Genomic DNA, 22,772 nt, shown 5'->3' on the forward strand with positions numbered 1-22,772 from the left:
GCGATGCTGCACACTGTTCCCCCCGCCGCTCCCCCCACAGCCGCCCCGCCGCGTGGCTATGCCCCGAGGCGGGCCGCGCACCTTGTGGCGCATGCGGTCGGTGCGCTGGACCGGGATCCGCACGTTGCCCGACATTATCTGGAACAGCTCGCGGCGATGTTCGCGGAGGCCGCCGAACCGGACGCGTCGCCGACGCTCGAGACCGACGCGCCCGACCCGATTCTGATGGCCGCCCCGGTCAAGGGCGGTCTCGCCTCATGGCAGTTGCGGCGGGTGGTGGCACACATCGACGAGCGGCTGGGCGAGACGATCGGCGTGGATGCGCTGGCCGAAGTGGCGCGCCTCAGTTCCGGGCATTTCTGCCGCGCATTCAAGGTCACGACCGGCGAGACGCCGCACGCGTTCCTCATCCGGCAACGTGTCCGGCGGGCGCAGACGCTGATGCTACGGACCGACGATACGCTCAGCCAGATCGCCTATTCCTGCGGCCTGACCGACCAGGCGCACCTGACCCGACTGTTCCGCCGGATCGTCGGCGCGACTCCGCTGATCTGGCGCCGGACCTGGCAACGCGCCTGACGACCCGACGACCACAAGCGGCCTACTCGCAGTCGCCGCCCGCTTTCGGTGGCTGCTGACGCCACAACAGCCACGCGATACCCGCGAGCAACGCCGTTGCGCCGAGCAACACTCCCCAGAGGAGGATGCTTCGAAGCGACACCTCCTCAGGTGCGAGCGGGAGCAGTCGTATCGACGGCTCGGGAACGGACGCGATTTGCGCCGCGCCCGGGCTGTCGCGACCATCGGTGATGTCGCCCTGGTCAAGGAATAGGTCTTTCGCATCGGACCGTCCGGCCGACAGCGTGAAGGGTGCGGTACCGCTCGCAAGGAAGATCAGGCTGCGAGCCGCAAAGCCGATCCGCAACCGGGGCGCGGCAGCGAACCCGGCGGAGCGCGCATCGGCCTCGATCCGGATCTCATGCGGTGTGCCGCCGTCGAGGGCGATGTCCCGCGCGTCGTCGGCGCTCGCAATGCCTCGGCCGAGCAGCGTCCATGGCTGCTCGCGGTCGTCGCGACCCAGGATACGGACTGGAATGATCCCATCGTCGGCGGCCGGCATCACGCGCAGGCTGGCGATCGGCGTCGCGAACGGCACCGCGAAGTCGATGACCCGCGCCCTGCCCGACGTCGGCGCAGGTGCCTGCACGTCGAAAGCCACCGTCTCGCGCGCACCGTCAGGACGGACGTCCAGCGCGACGGTTCGGATCGCGACCGGTGACAGCAACCGCGACCCGGCACTCCAGCTGATCCGCAGATAGTCCCGCGCGATCGTCGCGGCCTGCAACGGCACGACCGATGGTCGCGCGGTGTCGCCCGATCGCCGGTAAAGTGTCGCCTCGCCCAGTCGGCGCCAATCGCGCAGGTCGGTGCTGGCGTCGACCAGCAACGTGACCGGCTGACCGACGGGCAGGTCGGCATCGACCGACAGGCGCGCCGCACCACCCTGCACCGCGCGCGCATCGAGCAATACGCCCAACAGCTCGGGCGCGCCGCCGGCGGCGATCGGCGCGCCGCTCACCTCTGCGACCTGCGCATGGCCCCGGCCGTCCAGCCGCAATGACACGCCGGAGATCTTCAGCGCATCGGGTGCGCCGAGTATCGGCATCGGTGCCAGCGGCACGCGCTGGATTGTCGTCGAAGCGGCACCGCGGGCGATCGGCATGGCCCGGTCGCGCGCATCGAAGACCCGGACGTCATGCCCGTCCTGCGTCTGCAGCGCGGCGAGCACCACCGCCGGCAGGGCGAGGCGCTGCACCCGGTCGCCTGCTGCCACCGTCAGTGGCAGGCGAAGCTGGTATCCCGCCGGGTCGCCATCGGATCCGGCAGGCGCCGCAGCCAGCAAGAGCATCGCGGCCGCCGTTATCGATGCACCCCGAGCGATCACGCGTCCGATCATGCGGCATCCCCTGCGCGCGACGGGTCGGCCCGGTGCGGCTCGGTCTTCGCCTTTGGTGGAAGTGGCGCCAGATAGCCGACCAGCAGCATCAGCATGCCGACCGCGATGAAGGCGATGATCCGCGCGCCGCCGCCGGTTGCGTACAGGTCGACGACGAGCAGCTTCACGACGGTCGCTCCCAACAGACCCGCGCCGGCGAGCCACAGGCTGCGCCAGGCGCGACGATGCGCGATCACCATGACCGTCAGCGCGATCGCCGTCCACAGGATCGCGATCCCGGTCTCGACCAGCGCATTGCCGAGCAGGACATCGGCACGCCAGGGCACACCGGCGAGATGATGCGCGGTCCGCAGCCAGGCGCCGTTCGCCGCGACGAAGCCGAGCGCGGCCGTCGCCACCCTCGCGCCACGGCCCGACAGCAGGACCACCCCCGCCGGAACGTCCTTCGCGGCCAATATCGCGCGGCGCCACAGCAGCAACACGCCGACAGCGAGCGCGACCATCAGGTCGACCGGGTTGAGCAGCGGCACGAACGGCAACGGCGCGGTATCGCCCGACGAGAAGAGCGCCAGCGCGATCGTCCCGCTGAAGATACCCAGCGCGATCGGCACCGCGGCGGTCCAGGCATATTGCCGTGCGTGACGATCGAGCGGCCAGCGCGACCTGTCCCTTCCGGCGTGCAGCGCAGGCCCCGCCCACAGCGCCAGCAGGCCGAGTACCGCGACGGCGCCGGCGAGCAGGACCACCTCGCTCCAGGCGGTCGACCACAGCCCTGCCCGGTCTATGCCGAGCCACAGCATGTTGGCGACCAGCGCGACGCCGAGCCAGACGCCTGCGACATGGCTTGCCACCGACGCCGTGCGCGTGCCGGGTCCGCCGATGTCCTGGTCGCTTCGCAGGAGTAGCCAGCCATGGACGCCGATCGCGACCAGCCAGATCACGCAGCCCGGTGCGTACAACACGAAGTCGCCGCGTCCGGTCTCGGCCAGGAAGCCCAGCCACAGCGCGACGACGCTGACGCGCGCCGGCCACGCCGCGATCGGCCAGTTTCGACGACGCGCCACGGTCTCGAACAGCGCCGCACTGAGGCAATAGGCCAGCACCGCGAGCAGGATCTGGACGCTCGCCTCGAACACCGGCGTCGGCGACAGCGCGCGCTCGGCGGCAGGATAGCGCCGCGTGGCTTCGAGCAGCCAGCCGATCCACCACAACAGGAACCCGGTCAGGAACGCGGGCTTCGCGACCATCGCCTCGCCGCGCGCGTAGATGCGGGCGAGGCGATTCTCGCCCTCGGGCAACGGCTCCCGCGCGAACCAGGCGGTGGCGATCCATCCGAACGCGACCAGGATCGCACCGACGAACGCGGCATTCGCAAACGGCAACGCCGCCACGTTGTCGTCCAGGTTGACGAGATAGAGCAACGTCGCGACGACCTGCAGCGCGAGCCCGAACAGTCGCGGCACCCAGCGCGCCTGTCGCATGCCGATCCAGAAGGCGCCGGCACCTTCCAGCGCCCAGGCCGCGGTCGTCCAGCGTGCGCCGAGCGCGAGCGGGATCGCCATCGTCACGAAGCCGATGCCGATCGCCAGCATCGCCTCGTTCATGACTCGCAGCCCTTCGTGCTGGCGCCGCCGCGAGAACGCCGCCACGCCCAGATACAGCGCCGCGAACCCGAGCGCGGCAAACGCGCTGCCGAACGGTCGGTCGCCGACCAGCGCGACTTCCAGACCGAACCCGGTGAGTGCCGGCCCGAACAACAACGTCGTGTCGACCGCGTTGCCCAGCCTTCCCGGCGTGGCACGCGTATAGAGCATCGCGGTAGCGACGTAGATCAGCACCGAGACGATCAGGAAAATCTGCGCCAGCAGGAACTGGTCGGGACCATAAGCGGTCGCGCCCCAGAGTCCGGCGATCCCGAAGGTCGCGAAGAAGCCGACCAGGTTCAGCACCCGCCACGTCTGCGCGCGCGCGATGACGAGGATCGCGAGATTGAGGATCGTGCCATAGCCGAACAGGCCGAGCGCATTGCCGGTGTCCCCGCCCAGCAGCAGCGGGACGGCGAAACCGCCCGCAAACGCGGTGACGGCCAGTGCCTGCGATCGCTGCAGCAGCGCCAGTGCGCAGCCGAGTGCACAGACCGCGATCATCAGCACGAACGCAGCCGAAAGTGGAACGAGATCGTAGAAGCGCGCGGCACCGAACAGCGTCAGATAGACGACCGCGACCCCGCCGCCCTGCAGCGACACGGCGAAATCGGGCCGTTTGACGCGCGTCCGAAAGCCGATGCCGAGCAGCGCGATACCAAACAGGCCGACCATCGCGAGCCGCAGTTCGATCGGGAACAGCCCGGCCGCCGCGGCGTAGCTGGCAAGGAACGACAGGCCGACGAACAGGATGACGAGGCCGAGGCGGACGATCGTGTTGCCCCCGAACAGCCAGCCACGCGCCGCGGCAATACCGGTCGCAAGCAAGCCTGGTTTCGCCGGTTCGGCAGCAACCGCAGAAGCGTCGCGGGGGCCGCCCGGAGGAGACCGCCACGGCGCGTCCGCCACGGGGGCAGCCTGCGTCGGCGCAGCGGTCAGCGCATCCGAAAGCGGGACATCCAGGCCGAGCGGATCAGTGACGTCGCGTCCTGCCGGGCGCGGCTCGTCCGCCGGTTCGCGCAGGTCGGCGACCGGCGCGCTCCTAGTGCCGGCCGCGCCGACAAACCCCGACCTTGCCGTCAGTATTGCGCGCAGTTCGCCAAGTTCCCGATGCAACGGCGCCGTCGCTGCAACGATTTCGCGTCGCACGCCGCGGCGAAGTCCCCAGCCGACCAGCCCACCCAACAGTCCCCCGCCAAGCAAGCCGACTTCCTCGAAACTTCCGAGCACCCAGCCAAGCACGGCACCGACGATCGCCATCCAGATCAGCATCGATTGCATTGCCCCGCTCGGTTACCGACGTCTTTGCGCGAGCATGGCGCATGCAACGCAGACGGTCGAGCAACATCGCAGAAGAAGGTGCATCCGAAATTTCGAGCGGGATGCCACCGTTTCTCCGTCTCGCCCGTTGATCGGTCGCTCGAAGACATGCGCCTAAAACAATTGGGCCGAGACGACTGGGAGACGTGATGAGGACCATGCGCTGGTGGTAGCGTTGACGACACGCCGTTCGGTCGTGGTCATCAGCGACTGGGTCGATGGCCAGTCGCCGAACGGCTTCGTGCCCGCGCCGCGCGACGTGGCGTCGTGGCGATCACTCGACACCGCAAGCCAGCCATGGACCGGTCCCGCGCATCCGGAAGACCCGGTCGCCGGTGGGTATCTGGAGCGGCTTCCGCTGGCGCTGGTCGCCGCCGGAATCGTCGAGCAGGCTGAAATCTGGCACCATTGGCGCGGCGAAGGTGCCCCCCCGTTCCACCGCGACAGCGCCGTGCTCGCGCGCCGTGCCTTCCGGATCGATGCCGAACACGCGCCGTTCGCCTCATCGGAAATGGTCGACTTCGTCAGGGCGTTCGGCGCGCCGCACGTCCTGGTCGTATTGGGCCTGGGCATCGCGCCGGACTTGCTGGCACTCTGCGCGAACAGCGTCATCCTCTACAATTCGATCGACGCGCCTGCCTTGCGCGTGCCCGCCGACGTCAGCGAACGGTTCGACCTCGTCCTGACCGGGGCGCAGTGGCAGTCCGACGAGGTCGAGGCGCGGCACCCCGGCATGCGGACCGCGATCATGCCGGTCGGTCCCGAATTCGCGGCGATCGACCAGTTCCGTCCGCTCGGCACGGCCAAGGACGTCGACCTGATCTACGTCGCCGCCGCGCAGCCATACAAGCGCCACGACATCCTGTTCGATGCGCTCGCCCGACTGCCGCGCGACGTCCAGGCGCTGTGCGTATTCGGTTACGGCGAGGATGCCGACGCGCTGCGCGACCGGGCACGCGACGAGCAACTCTCGATCGAGTTCGTCGGACCGCCCGGTGTCCCGATCGACGAGGTGAACCGCCTGATGAACCGTGCCAGGTTCGGCGTGGTGTGCGGCGTCGACGACGGCGCACCCGCAATCCTGACCGAATACATGCTCGCCGGCCTCCCCGTGCTCGCCAATGCCGACCTCAAGTGCGGCTTGCAGTTCATCCTGCCCGAGACGGGCATGACGGCTTCGGCGAAGGGGTTTGCTGACGCGATCCTCGAAATGCGCGCGAACGCCGCGGATTTCCGCCCCCGCGAAGCGGCGCTCGCACGCTGGACCTGGCCACACACAATCGCGCGATTGGCGGTAATTATCGAGGAAATACATGATGCAAAGCAATGACAAATACACGGTGCGGCGTGATGACTTGGCCGGAACATGGTTTTAGGTTCGAGCAACAACGCGGATGACCGCGGATTCGCGGATTGGAAGAGCGTGCACGGTATCGGACCTACTGACAGCCTCTCGACATCCGACGATGCCAGTGCCCCGCCGCTGCTCTGTTTCTCGCATCTCCGCTGGGATTTTGTCACCCAGCGCCCGCAGCATCTGATGAAGCGGTTCGCGCAAGACCGGACGGTGTTCTTCTGGGAAGAGCATATCCCCTGCGACCATCCGCTGCCGTTCCTCGAACACCACCCCTTCCCTGCCGACGGCGTGATCGCGCTGCGTCCGCGCCTGCCGCATTGGTGGAACGCCGAGCAAGTCGAAGTCGGCTTGCGGCAACTCCTCGACATGCTGGTCGCGACGAGCATGCGGGCCAAGCCTCTGGTCTGGTTCTACACGCCGATGATGCTTCCGTTCGCCGAGCATCTCGATGCCGGTGCGGTCGTCTACGACTGCATGGACGAACTGTCCGCGTTCCGTTTTGCCGACCCTGCGCTGCTTGACCGCGAAGCCCGGCTGCTCGCCCGCGCCGATCTGGTCTTCACCGGTGGCTATAGCCTGTACGAAGCCAAGCGCGACCGCCACCGCGACGTCCACGCCTTCCCCTCGGCGGTCGACGTCGCGCATTTTGCACAGGCGCGGACGGGCAACATCGAACCCGAAGATCAGCGCCACATCCCCGGGCCGAAGCTCGGTTTCTTCGGGGTGATCGACGAGCGGATCGACCTGGCACTGCTCGACGCGGTCGCCACCCAGCGGCCCGGCTGGTCGTTCGTGATGATCGGCCCGGTCGTGAAGATCGACCCCGCGCATCTGCCACGCCACGCCAACATCCACTGGCTCGGCGGCCGCGGTTACGAGGAACTCCCGGCGTACCTTTCGGGCTGGGACGCCGCGCTGATGCCGTTCGCGATCAACGCCGCGACCCGCTTCATCAGCCCGACCAAGACGCCCGAATACCTCGCCGGCGGCCTGCCCGTCGTCTCGACCCCGATCGTCGACGTGATCCGCCACTATGGCGACGCAGCGGCGGTGACGATCGCGTCCGACGCTCCCGCGTTCATCGCGGCGTGCGAGGCCGCGCTCGCCCTCCCCCGCGAAGGCGGATGGCGCGACGAAGCCGACCGCCTGCTCGCCACGCAATCCTGGGACCGCACGCAAACCGCCATGGCCACCGAAATCGACCGCGTCCTCCAGGCGAAACGCACGTTCCGCCCCGCCCCGAAACGCGAACGCTACGACACGCTGATCGTCGGCGCAGGTTTCGCCGGCGCGGTCCTCGCCGAGCGCTTGGCCAACGACAGCGGCCAGCGCGTGCTGGTCGTCGACCGCCGCCCTCACATCGGCGGCAACGCGTACGATGAACATGACGATGCCGGCGTGCTGATCCACCGCTACGGCCCGCACATCTTCCACACCAACTCCGCCGACGTGTTCGACTATCTGTCGCGCTTCACCGAGTGGCGCGCGTACGAACACCGCGTGCTTGCCAGCGTCGACGACAAGCTCGTGCCGATGCCGATCAACCGCACCACGCTCAACGACCTCTACGGCCTGTCGCTCAAGGACGACGCGGAAGCCGCAGCCTTCCTCGCCAGCCGCGCGGAATCGGTCGAGGACATCCGCACCTCCGAGGACGTCGTCGTCGCCGCGGTCGGTCGCGATCTCTACGAGACGTTCTTCCGCGGCTACACCCGGAAGCAATGGGGCCTCGATCCGTCCGAACTCGACCGCGCCGTCACCGCGCGCGTGCCGACGCGCACCTCGACCGACGACCGCTATTTCACCGATACATTCCAGGCGATGCCCGCAAACGGCTACACCCGGATGTTCGAGGCAATGCTCGATCACCCCGGCATCACGCTCGATCTCGGCGTCGAATATCGCGACGTGATCGACCGCGTCGACGTCGACCACATCGTCTTCACCGGCCCGATCGACGAATATTTCGACTTCCGCTTCGGCAAGCTGCCCTATCGCAGCCTCCAGTTCCGCCACGAGACGCACGACGTCGCGCAGTTCCAGCCGGTCGCGGTCGTCAACTATCCGGACGAAGCCGTGCCGCAGACGCGCATCACCGAATACAAGCACCTCACCGGGCAACTTCACGCGAAGACCAGCATCAGCTACGAGTTCCCAAGCGCGGAGGGTGATCCGTATTACCCGATCCCCCGTCCCGAGAACCAAGCGCTGTTCAAACGCTACGAAGCGCTAGCGGACGCGGAGCAAGGCGTGACCTTCGTCGGCCGGCTCGCGACGTATCGCTACTACAATATGGACCAGGTCGTGGGGCAGGCGCTCGCCACCTACCGCCGGATGGTCGCCAGGATGACCACGCAATCAGCCACGTCGCAGGCGCCAATATTGTCGGCAGCAGAATGAGCCGTATCTGCTTGGTGACCGACAGCCTGGCCCCGTCGGGCGTCGGTGCGCACATGATGATGCTGGCGGACGGCCTTGCCGGCGACGACATCGTGTTTGCGGGACGTCCGGCCACCGGGCTGCTCGAACGCGCCGCCGCCAGGGGCTTTGCGGTGAAGATGCTCGACGACGATGCAGCGTTGACGCGCTGGATGCAGCGGTCGGCACCGGATATCGTCCATGTCCATGCCGGGATCGGCTGGGAAGGCCATGCCGCGGTCCGAGCCGCGCAGGCCGCCGGCATACCCGTCGTCCGCACCGAGCACCTCCCCTATCTGCTGACCGATGCGGCACAGCGCGACGAGCACCGCGATACCGCGTCGGCGCTCGCACGGCTGATCTGCGTCTCGGATGCGGTCGGCGACAGCTATCGTGCCGCGGGCGTCGATCCCGCGCTGGTCGAGACGATCCACAACGGCGTCGGCCCGCACCGGCCGTCCCGATCGCGCGCGGCGTTGCGCGGCGAATGGGGTGTCGGTGACGCCCCGGTATTGCTGATGGTCGCGCGCCTTTCCGAACAAAAGGGCCACGCGCTCCTGCTCGATGCGCTGCCCGCGATCCGTGCCGCGCATCCAGACCTGATCGTGCTGCTTGCCGGCGAAGGCCCCCTCCTCACGCAGACCGCACGCGCCATCGCTGCCAAGGGGCTGGCCGGCACAGTCCGCATGCTCGGCGCCCGCAACGACGTCGCCGACCTGATGACGCTCGCCGACCTGCTCGTTTTGCCCTCCGCATTCGAAGGCCTGCCACTCGTTGCGCTCGAGGCGATGGCGGCCGGGCTTCCGGTCGTCGCCACCGTCGCACCCGGCAATGCCGAAGCGATCGAGGACGGCGTCACCGGTCGCCTGACCGCCGCCGACCCGGCCAGTTTCGCCGACGCGATCGTCACGTTGCTGGCCGATCGCGAAAATATGCAAACAATGGCCAGCGCCGCGATCGAGCGCCAGCAGGACCTGTTCTCGGCCGATCGCATGATTGCCGACACGCGCGCAGTCTACGCCGCCGTGCAAGACCAAAACACAAAGGGAGACGGCGTGGAGCGGACACGGATCGGGTTCATCGGCGCGGGCGGCATCGCCCATCGCCATTTCGGCGTGCTGGAGCAGTTCGACGACGTCGCGATCGTCGCGGTCGCCGACGTCGACATGGCGCGCGCGACCGAAGCCGCAGCCCGCTTCGGCGCCCGCGCGTTCGACGATGCCGCGGCGATGCTGGCCGCGGTCGAACTCGACGCGCTCTACATCTGCGTGCCGCCCTTCGCACACGGCGAACCCGAACGCCTGGCGATCGAGCACAAGCTCCCGTTCTTCGTCGAGAAGCCCGTCGCGCTCGACCTCGGCACCGCGGAGGACGTCGCAGCGGCAGTCGACCGGCTCGGCCTCGTCACCGCGGTCGGTTATCATTGGCGCTATCTCGATACGGTGGACGAAGTGAAGGCGCTGCTCTCGGCGACCCCCGCCCGCCTCCTCTCCGGCTATTGGCTAGACTCCACGCCGCCGCCGCGCTGGTGGTGGAAGAAGGACGCATCGGGCGGCCAGATGCTTGAACAGACGACGCATCTCGTCGATCTCGCGCGCTATCTCGTCGGCGACGTCGTCCGCGTCTACGGCCAGTCGGGCCATATCGACCGCGCCGCCTTCCCCGGCCTCGACATCGCGACGACCAGCACCGCGATGCTCACCTTCGCCAGCGGCGCGATCGCCAATTTCGCGTCGACCTGCCTGCTCAACTGGAACCACCGCGTCGGCCTGCACCTGTTCGGCGAAGGCCTCGCGATCGAACTCACCGACCGCGACGTGATGATCGACATCGGCCGAGGCCGCCCTGTCCGCGGCACCGGCAGCGATCCGGTCGTGCTGGAGGATCGCGACTTCATCGACGCGGTCCGCGGGGGCGAGAACCGGATCCGCTGTCCCTACCCCGCCGCGCTCGAAACGCTCCGCCTCGCGCTGGCGATCGAACGCTCCGCCGTCGAAGGCCGCGCGATCGACGTCCGCGAACGCGAGGTCGCGCATGTCTGAGTGGCGCCACGTCCGCTCGCTCGGCGTCGAACGTCCCGGCCAGGCCTATTTCTTCGGCTATGACGAGACGCCCCCGGGTGACGGCCAGGTCCGTCTCGACCTGCTCTACACCGGGTTCTCCGCCGGCACCGAACTCACCTTCGTCAAGAACAGCAACCCGTATCTCCACTCGCGCTGGGATGCAGGCCGCGGCGTGTTCGTCCCCGGCGAACCGAGCGCGCACTATCCGGTGCCGTTCCTTGGCTACATGGAATGCGCGCGCGTCAGCGACAGCCGGGTCGACGATTTCGCAAACGGCGACGTCGTCGGCACCGTCTTCGGCCACAAGACCGGCCACACCGCGGACCCGTTCAACGATTTGCTGACCAAGCTCCCACCCGAGCTCGATCCGATCCTCGGCATCTATATCGGCCAGATGGGCCCGATCGCCGCCAACGGCATTCTCCACGCGGACGCCGAACTACTCGGCCCCAACGTCGTCAACCTCGGCGACGGCATCCGCGGCCGCCCCGCCTTGGTGATCGGCGCAGGCATCGTCGGCATGTTGACCGCTCTGTTCGCGCAAGCCGCCGGCGCGAGCGAAGTCGTGATCGCCGACCCTTCCCCCTTCCGCCGCCTGCGCGCCGAATGCCTCGGCATCACCGCAATGACCGAGGATCAGGCCTGGGCCTACGCCAAGGCACGCTGGATCCACGGCGGCGACGATCGCGGCGCGGACGTCGTGTTCCAGACCCGCGCCGACGCCGCCAGCCTCCACGCCGCGATGCGCGCGCTGAGGCCGCAAGGCACAGTCATCGACCTCGCCTTCTACCAAGGCGGCGCGGACCGGCTCCGGCTCGGCGAGGAGTTCCACCACAACGGCCTCAACCTCCGCTGCGCCCAGATCAACCGCGTCCCGCGCGGGCTTGGCTTCCAATGGGACCGCCGCCGCCTCGCCAACGAAACGGTGAAGCTCCTCCTCGCCCGCGGCCCCGAGATTCGCGCGCAGCTGATCACGCATGTCGTGCCGTATGACGACGCCCCCGCCTTCATCGCGCGGCTGGTCGGCGAGCGGCCCGAATTCCTCCAGATCGTCTTCAAGGTCGGCGATTGAGCACCGCACTCACTGCCGACGCCCGACCGATCCGCATCCTGTTCGTCTTCGCCTGGCTCGTCGTCGGCGGCGAGGAGACGGAAGTGCGTCTGCTCGCTCAGGCGCTAGACCCGACGCGCTACCGGATCGAGGTGGTCGCGTGCTTCCGAAAAGACGGTATGCCCGAACAGACGCACGCGCAATTGGAAGCGATCGGCGTCCCCGTCGACCGGACGCCCTACGCGCTCGGCTTCGACGAGACCGTCGCCTACCTCGCGAGCAAGCTGCCCGCGTACGACGTCGTCGTCTCGTGCCAGAACGTCGCGGACATCTATCCCGCGCTCGAACGCATGCACCTCCGCCCGCCATTGATCGAGCATGGCGGCCTGGTCTCCGAAGCGCTTGCCGGTCCCAAGCATTTCACCGCGCGCTATGTCGGCGTCTGCGCCTCGATCCGCGACGCCGCCGCCAGCAAGATGCCGGGCCGCGAACACCACGCGGTCGAAATCCCGTCGATGGTCGACACGGGCGCCTTCGATCCCACCCGGCGAGTCCCCGTGCGGGCGGCACTCGGCATCGCCGAAAACGTACCGCTGATCGGCTGGCTAGGCCGTCTTGACCCCAAGAAGCGCGTCGAGGACTTCATCGAAGCCGCCGCGCTCGTCCACGCCCGCCACCCCCGCGCCCGCTTCGTCGTCATCGGCGGACCGGACGCCTTCATCCCCGAATACGCCGCCGCCCTCCGCAACCGCGCGCACGCACTCGGCCTGGATACCGCCCTGACCTTCCTCGGCGACCGCGACGACGTGCCCGATCTGCTCGCCGCATTCGACATCTTCGTCTGGCTCTCGCGCGGTGAAGGCATGCCGCACGTCATCGCCGAAGCCGGTGCCGCACGCCTCCCCGTCATAGCAACGCGAGACAACGGCTCCGAACAACAGATCGTCAACGGGATCAGCGGCCTGTTCGTGCCCCACGAAGACCCCTTCGCGGTCGCCGCGGCGATCACCAGACTGCTCGAAGACCCGGCACTTCGGAACCGCCTCGGCACCGCCCTCCGCGCCAAGGTCGACAGCGAATACGCCGTCGCCGCCGTCGTCCCCCGCTGGGAAGCCCTGTTCACCGAAGTCCTGTCCGACCGACCGCCGCTACCCCGCCCGACAGGACTCTTCCGCAGCTTCCTGCAAGGCGGCTTCGAATCCTCCACCCACCGCCGCGCACACGACCACAAGCGCGTCGACGTCATCGCTGCCAGCCATCACGACACCCTCGCCGCGCATGATTACGGCGAACTCGCCAAGCTCGGCATCCTCACCGTGCGCGACGGCCTGCGCTGGCATCTGATCGAACGCGAACCCGGCTGCTACGACTGGTCCAGCCTCGACCGCCAGCTGGCAGCCGCCAAGGCGATCGGCACCGAAGTCATCTGGGACCTGCTCCATTACGGCTGGCCCGACGACATCGACATCTGGACGCCCACCTTCGTCACCCGCTTCGCCGCCTTCGCCGCTGCAGCCGCGCGCCACATCGGCCCGGCCGCACCCGGCGAGACGCGCTTCTACGCCCCGGTTAACGAAATCTCGTTCTTCGCCTGGGGCGGCGGCGACGCAGCCTATCTCAACCCGTTCGCCCGAGGCCGCGGCTACGAACTCAAGGTCCAACTCGCGCGCGCGTCGATCGCCGCGATGGAAGCGATCCTCGCCGTGGATCCCGCGGCAAGGTTCGTCCACGCCGACCCGGTCATCAACGTCATCACCGACCCCGCCCGCCCCAACGACGCCCCGGCCGCCGAAGGCCACCGCCTCGCGCAATACCAGGCCTGGGACATGATCGCGGGCAAGGCATGGCCCCAGATCGGCGGCCGCGCGCCATTGCTGGATATCGTCGGCGTCAATTTCTACCACAACAACCAGTGGATCCACGGCGGCCCACCGCTGTCATACGACCACCCCCTCAGCCGGCCGCTCCACGCGATCCTAGCCGACGCCTACGCGCGCTACGGCCGCCCGATCTTCATCGCCGAAACCGGTATCGAGGGGAGTGCCCGCCCCGCCTGGCTCCACATGATCCTGCGCGAGGTGAAGATCGCCCAATCGCTCGGCGTGCCGGTCGAGGGAATATGCCTCTACCCGATCCTCGACCACCCCGGCTGGGACGACGACCGCTACTGCCCCAACGGCCTGCTCGCCTGCTCGCCGGCCCTCGCCGAGCGCGTGCCGGACGCATCGCTCGCCGCCGTCATCCGACAGGCATAAGCACCCGATATCCTGCGTTAACTTCGGCTCGGATACTGGTCGAAGTCGGTACGAACGCGCGGACATTTCCGCCGCCACGTCGCGTTGACGGTTGCCACCAAGGCATGCGGAGAGAGATCATATGGCCGTTAAATTTGCAGGAACAATGAACGCGATCAATCGCGGGCTCGACGCGACCAAGCCCACCAAGGGTGCCGACATGGTCGAGGATTGGGAGGCTGCGCTGGCCGAGATCGATACCCCCGGCGCCAAGGGAATCCTTCGCGATCTCGGTTCGCTGCGCAAGCAGCTCGAGCGTGACGAGCCCGATGCCGACCGCGTCCACGCGCTGCTCTACCGCCTCGGCACCGCGACCACCAAGATCGCCGACAAGGCCGACAAGTCGCAGGACAAGCTGAAGGCACTCGGCGAAGCACTGACCGAGGCCGGTGAAGACGCACCGGACGAGGAAGAGGACGTCGCCGCCGCCGCGAGCCCGAAGCGCGCCCGCAAGAAGGCCTGAACGAAAAACGGGCCGGCGATCGCGTGATCGCCGGCCCGTTTTCTTATCAACTTACGAAAAGCTCAGGCGGTGACCGCCTCGGCCTTCGGATTGACCTTCGACGTCGCCATCGCAGTCAGCTTGTCGTCGGTCGCATATTCCTCGTCGAGCGTTTCCTTCAGGATCGCCGCGATCTCGCTGCGACCAAGCTGGTTCGCCCAGGCGATCAGCGTGCCGTAGCGCGTGATCTCGTAATGCTCGACCGCCTGCGCCGACGCGATCAGCGCCGCGTCGAGCACGGCCTTGTCAGCGATCTCGCCTGCGACTTCGTTCGCTTCCTTGATGATCCCGTCGATCGCCGGGCAGGTTACCGCCTTGGCCTTCTCGCCGAGCAGCTCGAAGATCCGCTCCAGGCGCGCGATCTGGCCTTCGGTCTCGCGCAGATGCGTTTCGAAGCCCTTCTTCAATGCCGGCGCCGTTGCCTTCTCCGTCATCTTCGGCAGCGCCTTGGTGATCTGGTTCTCGGCATAATACACGTCCTGCAACTGATGCAGGAACAGGTCTTCGAACGTCGCGATGTCCTTGGAAAACAAGCCCATGATCATATCCTCGCATAGCTGGTGCACGCGAAGCGAAATGCTCCGGTGGTGGCCAAACGTCCTTACCGGGGGGTAAGTTTCGTCGGGCCGGCCACCACCGGATACCGGCAGCTTATGCGGTCAGCTTGGCTGCCGTTTCCGCGATCCGCTTGCCCTGATAGCGCGCGGCATCGAGCTCTTCGGTGTGCGGCATGCGGCTGCCGTCGCCGTCCGAGATCGTCGTCGCGCCATAGGGCGAGCCGCCCTTGACCTTGTCGACGCCCATCTGTGCCTGGAACCCGTAATCGAGCCCGACGATCGTCATGCCATGATGCAGCAGGTTGGTGATGATCGAGAACAAGGTCGTCTCCTGGCCGCCATGCTGGCTCGCGGTCGAGGTGAACGCACCGCCGACCTTGCCGATCAGCGCGCCGGTAAACCACTGGCCACCGGTCGTGTCCCAGAACTGCGCCATCTGCGCGGGCATCCGGCCGAAGCGGGTCGGCGCACCGACGATGATCGCGTCGTACTGCGCGAGCGCATCCGGGCCTTCGATCACGGCGTGCGCGGTGTCGGTCTTGAAGTGCGCAGCCTCGATCACGGCTTGGGGAGCGGTTTCGGCGACGCGCCGGATATCGACCTCGGCACCAGCAGCGCGCGCGCCCTCGGCGACGGCATCCGCCATCTGCTCGATATGGCCGTAGGACGAGTAATAGAGCACGAGAACCTTGGTCATGGGCATTTCCTTCGAGTTCCCCTCCCGCTTGCGGGAGGGGTTAGGGGAGGGCAGTTCCGGGCGGGGTCGAGGAAGGAAGCCCCTCCCCCGACCCCTCCCGCAGGCGGGAGGGGAGTTTTACTCCGAGTCTACCAGAACGATCTCGGCATCGTCTTGAGCCGTGATCGTCACCGTCTGGCCGCCCAGCAGCGCCGCTCCGTCGCGTGCGCCAAAGGCTTGGTCACCGATCGTGATCGCGCCGGTCGCCGGCACCAGATACACGTGCCGTCCCTCGCCGATCGCATAGTCGACGCTGTCGCCGGCCTTGAGCGTCGCCGCCAGCACGCGGGCATTCGCGCGGATCGGCAGCGCATCGCCGTCGTCGGCAAACCCGCTGGCGAGCGTCACGAACTGCCCCGACCGTTCGCCCTTGGGGAAGGGCTTGGCACCCCAGCTCGGCGAGCCGCCTTTACGCGACGGTTCGATCCAGATCTGGAAGATCGTGGTCGTCTCCGGTTCGAGGTTGTATTCCGAATGACGCACGCCCGAGCCCGCGCTCATCACCTGAACGTCACCGGCCTCGGTACGGCCCTTGTTGCCGAGCGAATCCTCATGCGTGATCGCGCCGCTGCGGACATAGGTGATGATCTCCATGTCGTTGTGCGCGTGCGGCGGGAAGCCCGAATTGGCGGCGATCTGGTCGTCGTTCCACACCCGGATCGCGCCCCAGCCCATCCGTGCCGGATCATAATAGCTCGCGAACGAGAAATGATGCCGTGCGTTCAACCAGCCGTGATCGGCATGGCCGAGGCTTTCGAAGGAGCGGCGCTCTACGTTGGTGCGGTCGATGGTGTTCAAGGTCGTGGTTGTCATGATTGGTCTCCACTGGTTGAACCCAAGATAGGCGCTGCGATCATGCCGTAAATAGAAACACTGGAAACCGATCGTTTCGTTGACTAACGTTAGTCCGAAGCAAGGCGAAGAGGCACCTCTGCGGCGAAGGCCGGGAGGGAAATCTACCATGCTCTAGTATCGGAGATCCATATGCGCCTGCCCGATCTCGAAGCCTGGGCGATCTTCGCCAGCGTCGTCGAGCACCGCTCGTTCAGCGCCGCCGCCGACGCGGTCGGTCTCAGCAAGGCGACCGTGTCGAAGGCGATCACGCGGCTCGAGGCGCATCTCGGCCAGTCGCTGTTCCACCGCACGTCGCGCCGCCTCGCGCTCACCGAGGCCGGGAAACCGCTTGCCGAGCACGCCGCACGCATCCTGGCGGAGGCCCGTGCAGCGGAGGAGTCCGCGCACGACGCCGCCAGCGCGCATACCGGCCGAGTCCGGCTCGCCGCGCCGATGAGCTTCGGCATCACCAACGTCGCCCCGATCCTCGCCGAATTCCTCGTCGCGCACCCCGGGATCGAGGTCGATCTGCATCTGTCCGACGCGCGCGTCGACATCGTCGCGGAGGGCTTCGACATCGCGCTCCGCATCGCCGAACTGCCCGACAGTTCGCTTCGCGCACGACGCCTGTGTACGATCCAGACGCATATCGTCACCGCGCCGAGCTATCTCGCCGCCAACGGTACCCCAACGCATCCGGCGCAGCTCGGCGAGCACAAGCTGTTCAGCTATTCGAACGTCATCGGTCCGTGGCGTTTCCACGGCCCCGGCGGCGCGGACGTTTCGGTGCGCGCGCAAGGTCCGCTGACCGCGAACAGCGGCGAGGCGATCGTCCCCGCGCTGATCGCCGGTCTGGGTATCGCGCGCCTGCCGGACTTCATCATCGACGCGCATCTGGCCTCGGGAAAGCTCGTCACGATCCTCGACGATTGGGCACCCGCAAAGATCGGTCTGCACCTCCTCACTCCGCCCAGCCCGCTGAGGCCGGCCCGCGTCGAGGCGCTGATCGACTTCCTCGCGTCGCGGCTTCGCGATCCGAGCGCAGGCCAGGCATAACGCCGGGACGCCCGAACGCGCGACGCTTGGCGGCAAGAATGCCCGCTGGCGTTACCGGCGCCAGATTGCCTTGGAGAGAAGATCGTTCGGCATCTCCCGCGCCTGCCCGGCTCGGCAACGCTAAGTCCTTGGAACGGCGCTGTCCTACCGGCCAGCGATCTGCCACGGTCGATCGATGAGCGATTCGCCCCCCTGCTTCCCAAACCGCCAGCCAGGCCGCGAAATGCCAGCGTCCGGCGACCGGGCGCACGATGTGCACAGCCTCCCAGCGGCTATACTTCCTATACTTCACTTGGTTTTGCCCTGTCCGAGGCCCATCGTGCGAAACGCGTTCGCATGAACCGCCTCGCGCCCGACGCAGACGATTCGCGCTTCATCCGCCGCGTCGTCTTGACCATCGTGATCGTCGCGGTCGTCGCGGCACTCTACAAGGCCGGCGACCTGCTCATCCTTGCCTTCGGATCGATCCTGGGGGCGATCGTCATCCACGCGACCGCCGATCTGTACCGCGACCATCTGCGCGTTCCCCGCAAGCCGGCACTCGGTCTCGGTATCGCCACCGTCCTCGGCGTCATCGCATTCCTCGTCTGGTTGTTCGGCGTGCAGTTCCGCAGCCAGGTCAACGTACTGATCGCCCAGTCGCCAATATTGCTCGATCAACTCGCCGCGTATCTGTCGCAAAGCGCGGTCGGCGCGAAGCTCGTCGATGCCGTGCAGCAGGCCTATGCCGGATCGAAGGTTGCGCAGGACGTCGGCGGACTGGTGACCGGCGCAGGCGAACTCGTGCTCAACTGCCTGTTGCTGCTGATCGGCGCGCTGTTCTTCGCCGCCGATCCGAAGGTGTACGAACGCGGTTTCCTGTTGCTGATCCCACGCTCGAAACGCGCCGCGATCGAAGACGCCTTGTTCGACGTCGGCTCGACCCTGCGGTTGTGGCTACGCGCCGAACTGATCCTGATGGCCTCGATGGGCATCCTGGTCGGCGTCGGGCTCTGGCTTTCGAACGTACCCAGCGCCGCCGCGCTCGGGCTGCTCGCCGGATTGTCCGAGTTCATTCCCTATCTCGGGCCTACCGCGGCGATGATTCCCGCGCTCGGCCTCGCCGCGACGCAAGGCACGTCGTCGATCGTCGGTACGCTCGTCACCTACGCGGTGGTGCGGCTGGTCCAGACCAATTTCATCACGCCGTACGTCCAGAATCGCGTGATCTCGATCCCGCCTGCCATCACGGTCTTCGCGATCATCGGCATCGGCACGATCTTCGGCTTGTTCGGATTGTTCTTTTCCGCGGCGCTGCTGGTGGTCATCTTCACGCTCGTCCGCAGCCTCTATCTGCGTGAGGTCCTGGGTGAGGACATTCCCAAGACGGTCCACCGGACGTTGCTCGGCCCCGACCTGACGCCGCAGTCACCGCGGGAATAATTGTAAGGAATACAACCCGTCAGCGCGCTGTCGCATCGCGAGCGCCGGCAACCTTAGCTCGAAATTAACCTTTTGCCTTCAGATGTTGTGTGGTTAATGAATCGAAGTCGAGCGGCTGGCATGGGGTGTCGGGCGGTCTCGCGAACAGGGGACGACGCATGCGAGTGCTGCTGATCGAGGACGAGCCGACCACGGCTAAGGCTATCGAACTGATGCTGACGACCGAAGGGTTCAACGTCTACATCACCGATCTCGGGGAAGAAGGCCTCGATCTCGGCAAGCTGTATGATTACGACATCATCCTGCTCGACCTGAACCTGCCGGACATGCACGGGTACGACGTGCTGAAGCGCCTGCGAGTCGCGCGGGTCGCGACGCCGGTGCTGATCCTGTCGGGGGTCAACGAGATGGATTCGAAGGTTCGCAGCTTCGGCTTCGGCGCCGACGACTACGTGACCAAGCCGTTCCACCGCGAAGAACTGATCGCGCGCATCCACGCCGTCGTCCGCCGCTCGAAGGGCCATAGCCAGTCGGTCATCCGCACCGGCAAGCTGGCCGTGAACCTCGACGCGAAGACCGTCGAAGTCGATGGCAGCCGCGTCCATCTGACCGGCAAGGAATATGCGATGCTGGAGCTGCTTTCGCTCCGCAAGGGCACGACCCTGACCAAGGAAATGTTCCTCAACCATCTGTATGGCGGGATGGACGAGCCCGAACTGAAGATCATCGACGTGTTCATCTGCAAGCTCCGCAAGAAGCTCAGCCTGGCATGCGATGGCGAGAATTACATCGAGACCGTCTGGGGTCGCGGCTACGTGCTGCGCGAACCCGACGAGGCGGTCGAAACCCAGGTCGCGTAACTCCCCAGTATTTGGGAGCGTGAAGGCCGCGGCATCGGGGGGTGCCGCGGCCTTTCTCATCTACGCCGCAACCGCCGGAACAGGCCGCGCTTGCTGAGCGACTCGAACATTTCGTCCGGCCCTTCGGGATCGAGCACCTCGTTGTCCGCCAGCCACGCTTCGACCGCGGTCAGATCGGGCACCGCGTAACAGCGCAGCGTCTTGCTCACGCCCTCCCCCTCCTGCCGCAGCCGCTCGATCGTCTCGATCAGCGACCGCGTCTCGGCGATCGTCGCGCTGACCACTTCCACCGCGACGCCCAGATGCTCCGCCATCAACCCGTCCCGGATCGCGGCGATGCCCTTCGACGTCGCCGCGTCCTTTGCCCTGATTGCAAGGTCGCACTCGGTATCCAGCCGCAGCGACCGGTTGTTGACGTTCGACGATCCCAGCCGGAACACGTCGTCGTCGGCGATCAGGATCTTGGCGTGGCAATAGATCGGCGCGCCGTCCCTCGTATACGGATGGTACATGCGCAGCCGCTTGTGCGTGTCGCGCCGATGCAGCGCCTGCATCAGTCGAGCCCGCGCCGTATCCATCGCGAGCGGTTCCAGCCAGCCCTGTGCCGTCGTCGGATTGATGATCACGATTTCCGGACCGTCCGTCTCGTCGAGCCGTCTGGCGACCGCCTCGGCGATCTTGCGCGAGGCGAAATACTGGCTCTCGATGTAGAGGTGTTTCTTTACGCGGGCGATCTGACCGAGAAACAACGCCTCGCTCTCATATACCGGCTCCTGATCCGACATCTCGGGCTCGCTCCGCGCGATCGCGACATCGACATCGCGAAAGTCGACCGCGAGCCCATCCGGCCAGCTTTTGCCGCCGGGTCGCCCCGCCGCCATCGGCTTCCCCCCCGCCAGATGCCACCGACGGCGGAACAACTCGCCCAGAGCATGAGCGACGGGGCCCTGTACTGCGCTGATCGCGTCGTGCCAGGGCTTGTACGGCTTGCCTGACGGCTGGACGCGGTGCGGATCGCCATCGCGGTGCTCGCGGGTGTCCCAGCGGTCGCCGGTCATGTCGATGCCGCCGCAGAACGCGAGCGCGTCATCGATGATGACGATCTTCTGGTGATGCGAGGCCGCGGCCGGATGATGGCCGTCCAGCTTGGTATGGATCCGCTTGTGCCGCATCCACTTGAGCATCGTCAGGATCGTCGAACCACGAAAGAGCGACTTGATCGCGCCGGTATCCCAGCGCAGCACGAAGATCTCCAGTTCGGGTTCGCGTTCGACGAGCCAGTGCATGAACGCGCCCAGCGTCTTCGGCTCGCCCGGACGATCGACGCCGGGTTCCAGCGAAATGCGCGCATCGAAGTCCCAGCCGATCAGCAGGATCCGCCGCCTGGCGCCGAGCATCGCGACCCGCGCCGTCCGGAAATAGTCCGCCGCATCTACGATCACCGCCATTTGATCGGCACGTTCGATCCGCCAGCATTCCGTCCCGACTTGCATTGGCATCCCTTCATCAACCGTGGGCAGCAAGCATGCCGGACACGTTTGGTTGCGCGGGTACCCTGTATACCCGCTGGTCTCACGCCTATCTGAAGCCGTGATGCCCGCTCCTCCTAGCCAGCCGCCGGCACCGCGCAAGGTGATCCATGTCGATATGGATGCCTTCTATGCGTCGGTCGAACAGCGCGACGACCCGTCCCTCCGCGGGCGACCGGTTGCGGTGGGCGGCTCACGTGCGCGCGGCGTCGTTGCGGCGGCGAGCTACGAAGCACGGGCATTCGGCGTGCGCAGTGCAATGCCATCGGTCACCGCGATCCGGCGCTGTCCCGACCTGGTGTTCGTGCCGCCGCGGTTCGATGTATACCGCGAAGTGTCCGACCGGATCCGCGCGATCTTCGCCGATTACACGGCCTTGATCGAACCGCTGTCGCTCGACGAAGCCTATCTCGACGTCACGGAGGATATTCGGGGGCTGGGTACCGCAGCGGCGATCGCCGAGGAAATTCGCAGCCGGATCAAGACCGACACCGGGCTGACCGCATCGGCGGGGGTCAGCTACAACAAGTTCATCGCCAAGCTCGCGTCCGATCAGAACAAGCCCGACGGCATATGCATCATCACCCCGAAGCGCGGTGCGGCATTCGTCCAGTCGCTGCCGGTGAAACGCTTCCACGGGGTCGGGCCGGTGACTGCCCAGAAGATGGAACGGCTGGGTATCCTCACGGGTGCGGACCTGTACGATCGGAGCCTTGCCTTCCTTCAGGCTAACTTCGGCAGCTATGCGGACTACCTCTACGGCGCCGCGCGGGGGATCGATCACCGCCCGGTACGCGCCAATCGTGCGGCCAAGTCGGTCGGGGCGGAGCGTACGTTCGAGACCAACCTGACCGCGGAGGACGATCTGCGCGCGGCACTGCACCGCGTTGCGGATGCTGCATGGGTACGGATCGAGCGACACGGCACGCGCGGGCGAACGATAACGCTGAAATTGCGCCATGCCGACTTTCGCACGATCACGCGCGCCAGATCGTCGCAGGTCGCCGTGACCGAGAAGGCCGCGTTTCTCGCGGCAGGGCTGGAATTGCTGATCGCGCAACTGCCGGTGCCCGACGGCGTACGACTTCTCGGCCTCACGCTGTCCGGGATCGTGGCAGATGACGACGACGTCCAACCGAGCCTCCTATAAGCGTCGCCAAGCGATGACCCTGG

Annotated in this window: 17 protein-coding genes; 11 read left to right on the plus strand and 6 right to left on the minus strand. The window is 67.0% G+C overall.

Features of this window, described 5'->3' with window-relative positions; genetic code table 11:
* Positions 1-3 precede the first annotated feature (3 nt).
* Positions 4-579 carry a helix-turn-helix domain-containing protein gene (locus tag SJY41_RS11200; RefSeq protein ID WP_380781717.1) on the plus strand — a complete coding sequence of 192 codons (576 nt, stop codon included), beginning with the start codon at positions 4-6 and terminating at the stop codon, positions 577-579.
* A 22-nt stretch (positions 580-601) separates the two neighbouring features.
* On the opposite strand, the gene SJY41_RS11205 is transcribed toward SJY41_RS11200, so the two are convergent.
* Together SJY41_RS11205 and SJY41_RS11210 are read right to left on the minus strand one after the other, a co-directional pair.
* Positions 602-1,957: a DUF3999 family protein gene (locus SJY41_RS11205; protein ID WP_380781719.1), complete on the minus strand. Its 1,356-nt coding sequence runs from the start codon at positions 1,955-1,957 to the stop codon at positions 602-604.
* Positions 1,954-4,881, minus strand: coding sequence for a DUF2339 domain-containing protein (locus tag SJY41_RS11210; RefSeq protein WP_380781721.1), 2,928 nt, complete (start codon positions 4,879-4,881; stop codon positions 1,954-1,956). Before SJY41_RS11210 ends, SJY41_RS11205 begins: the two co-directional genes overlap by 4 nt.
* Positions 4,882-5,095: 214 nt before the next feature.
* Here SJY41_RS11210 and SJY41_RS11215 point away from each other — a divergent pair, with 214 nt between their 5' ends.
* The 6 genes from SJY41_RS11215 to SJY41_RS11240 all read left to right on the plus strand — a co-directional run bounded on the left by SJY41_RS11215 (position 5,096) and on the right by SJY41_RS11240 (position 14,566).
* Entirely contained in the window at positions 5,096-6,250 is a 1,155-nt protein-coding gene (locus SJY41_RS11215) for a glycosyltransferase family 4 protein (RefSeq protein WP_380781722.1), read from the plus strand.
* A 210-nt stretch (positions 6,251-6,460) separates the two neighbouring features.
* Positions 6,461-8,677: a UDP-galactopyranose mutase gene (gene glf / locus SJY41_RS11220; RefSeq protein ID WP_380784119.1), complete on the plus strand. Its 2,217-nt coding sequence runs from the start codon at positions 6,461-6,463 to the stop codon at positions 8,675-8,677.
* Positions 8,674-10,737, plus strand: a complete 2,064-nt coding sequence (locus tag SJY41_RS11225; protein ID WP_380781724.1) for a glycosyltransferase — start codon at positions 8,674-8,676, stop codon at positions 10,735-10,737. The genes glf and SJY41_RS11225 overlap by 4 nt, the downstream gene beginning before the upstream one ends.
* Entirely contained in the window at positions 10,730-11,830 is a 1,101-nt protein-coding gene (locus SJY41_RS11230; RefSeq protein ID WP_380781726.1) for a zinc-binding alcohol dehydrogenase, read from the plus strand. The genes SJY41_RS11225 and SJY41_RS11230 overlap by 8 nt, the downstream gene beginning before the upstream one ends.
* Positions 11,827-14,064, plus strand: a complete 2,238-nt coding sequence (locus SJY41_RS11235; RefSeq protein ID WP_380781728.1) for a glycosyltransferase family 4 protein — start codon at positions 11,827-11,829, stop codon at positions 14,062-14,064. The genes SJY41_RS11230 and SJY41_RS11235 overlap by 4 nt, the downstream gene beginning before the upstream one ends.
* A gap of 145 nt (positions 14,065-14,209) precedes the next feature.
* Positions 14,210-14,566 (plus strand): hypothetical protein, encoded by a 357-nt coding sequence (locus SJY41_RS11240; protein ID WP_380781730.1) that lies wholly within the window; start codon positions 14,210-14,212, stop codon positions 14,564-14,566.
* Between the two features lie 62 nt (positions 14,567-14,628).
* Here the strand turns inward: SJY41_RS11240 and SJY41_RS11245 are convergent, their stop codons facing one another.
* The 3 genes from SJY41_RS11245 to SJY41_RS11255 form a co-directional block, all read right to left on the minus strand.
* Entirely contained in the window at positions 14,629-15,144 is a 516-nt protein-coding gene (locus tag SJY41_RS11245; protein WP_380781732.1) for a ferritin-like domain-containing protein, read from the minus strand.
* A gap of 112 nt (positions 15,145-15,256) precedes the next feature.
* On the minus strand, positions 15,257-15,859 hold the full coding sequence (gene wrbA / locus SJY41_RS11250) for an NAD(P)H:quinone oxidoreductase (protein WP_133020557.1): 603 nt from the start codon (positions 15,857-15,859) through the stop codon (positions 15,257-15,259).
* A gap of 117 nt (positions 15,860-15,976) precedes the next feature.
* The gene (locus tag SJY41_RS11255) at positions 15,977-16,711 is read right to left on the minus strand and encodes a pirin family protein (RefSeq protein WP_380781734.1); all 735 of its coding nucleotides are present in this window, start codon (positions 16,709-16,711) and stop codon (positions 15,977-15,979) included.
* Between the two features lie 171 nt (positions 16,712-16,882).
* Between SJY41_RS11255 and SJY41_RS11260 the strand changes: the two genes are divergently transcribed.
* The 3 genes from SJY41_RS11260 to ctrA all read left to right on the plus strand — a co-directional run bounded on the left by SJY41_RS11260 (position 16,883) and on the right by ctrA (position 20,070).
* Positions 16,883-17,788, plus strand: coding sequence for a LysR family transcriptional regulator (locus SJY41_RS11260; RefSeq protein WP_380781736.1), 906 nt, complete (start codon positions 16,883-16,885; stop codon positions 17,786-17,788).
* Between the two features lie 336 nt (positions 17,789-18,124).
* Positions 18,125-19,210 (plus strand): AI-2E family transporter, encoded by a 1,086-nt coding sequence (locus tag SJY41_RS11265; RefSeq protein WP_380781738.1) that lies wholly within the window; start codon positions 18,125-18,127, stop codon positions 19,208-19,210.
* A 158-nt stretch (positions 19,211-19,368) separates the two neighbouring features.
* Positions 19,369-20,070, plus strand: a complete 702-nt coding sequence (ctrA, locus tag SJY41_RS11270) for a response regulator transcription factor CtrA (protein ID WP_380781740.1) — start codon at positions 19,369-19,371, stop codon at positions 20,068-20,070.
* A gap of 56 nt (positions 20,071-20,126) precedes the next feature.
* On the opposite strand, the gene SJY41_RS11275 is transcribed toward ctrA, so the two are convergent.
* On the minus strand, positions 20,127-21,518 hold the full coding sequence (locus tag SJY41_RS11275; protein WP_380781742.1) for a phospholipase D-like domain-containing protein: 1,392 nt from the start codon (positions 21,516-21,518) through the stop codon (positions 20,127-20,129).
* A gap of 145 nt (positions 21,519-21,663) precedes the next feature.
* On the opposite strand from SJY41_RS11275, the gene dinB reads away from it, so the two are divergent.
* The gene (gene dinB / locus SJY41_RS11280; protein ID WP_380781744.1) at positions 21,664-22,749 is read left to right on the plus strand and encodes a DNA polymerase IV; all 1,086 of its coding nucleotides are present in this window, start codon (positions 21,664-21,666) and stop codon (positions 22,747-22,749) included.
* The last annotated feature ends 23 nt before the right edge of the window (positions 22,750-22,772 follow it).

The sequence above is a fragment of the Sphingomonas sp. R86520 genome (genome assembly GCF_042466285.1).
Classification (GTDB): domain Bacteria; phylum Pseudomonadota; class Alphaproteobacteria; order Sphingomonadales; family Sphingomonadaceae; genus Sphingomonas.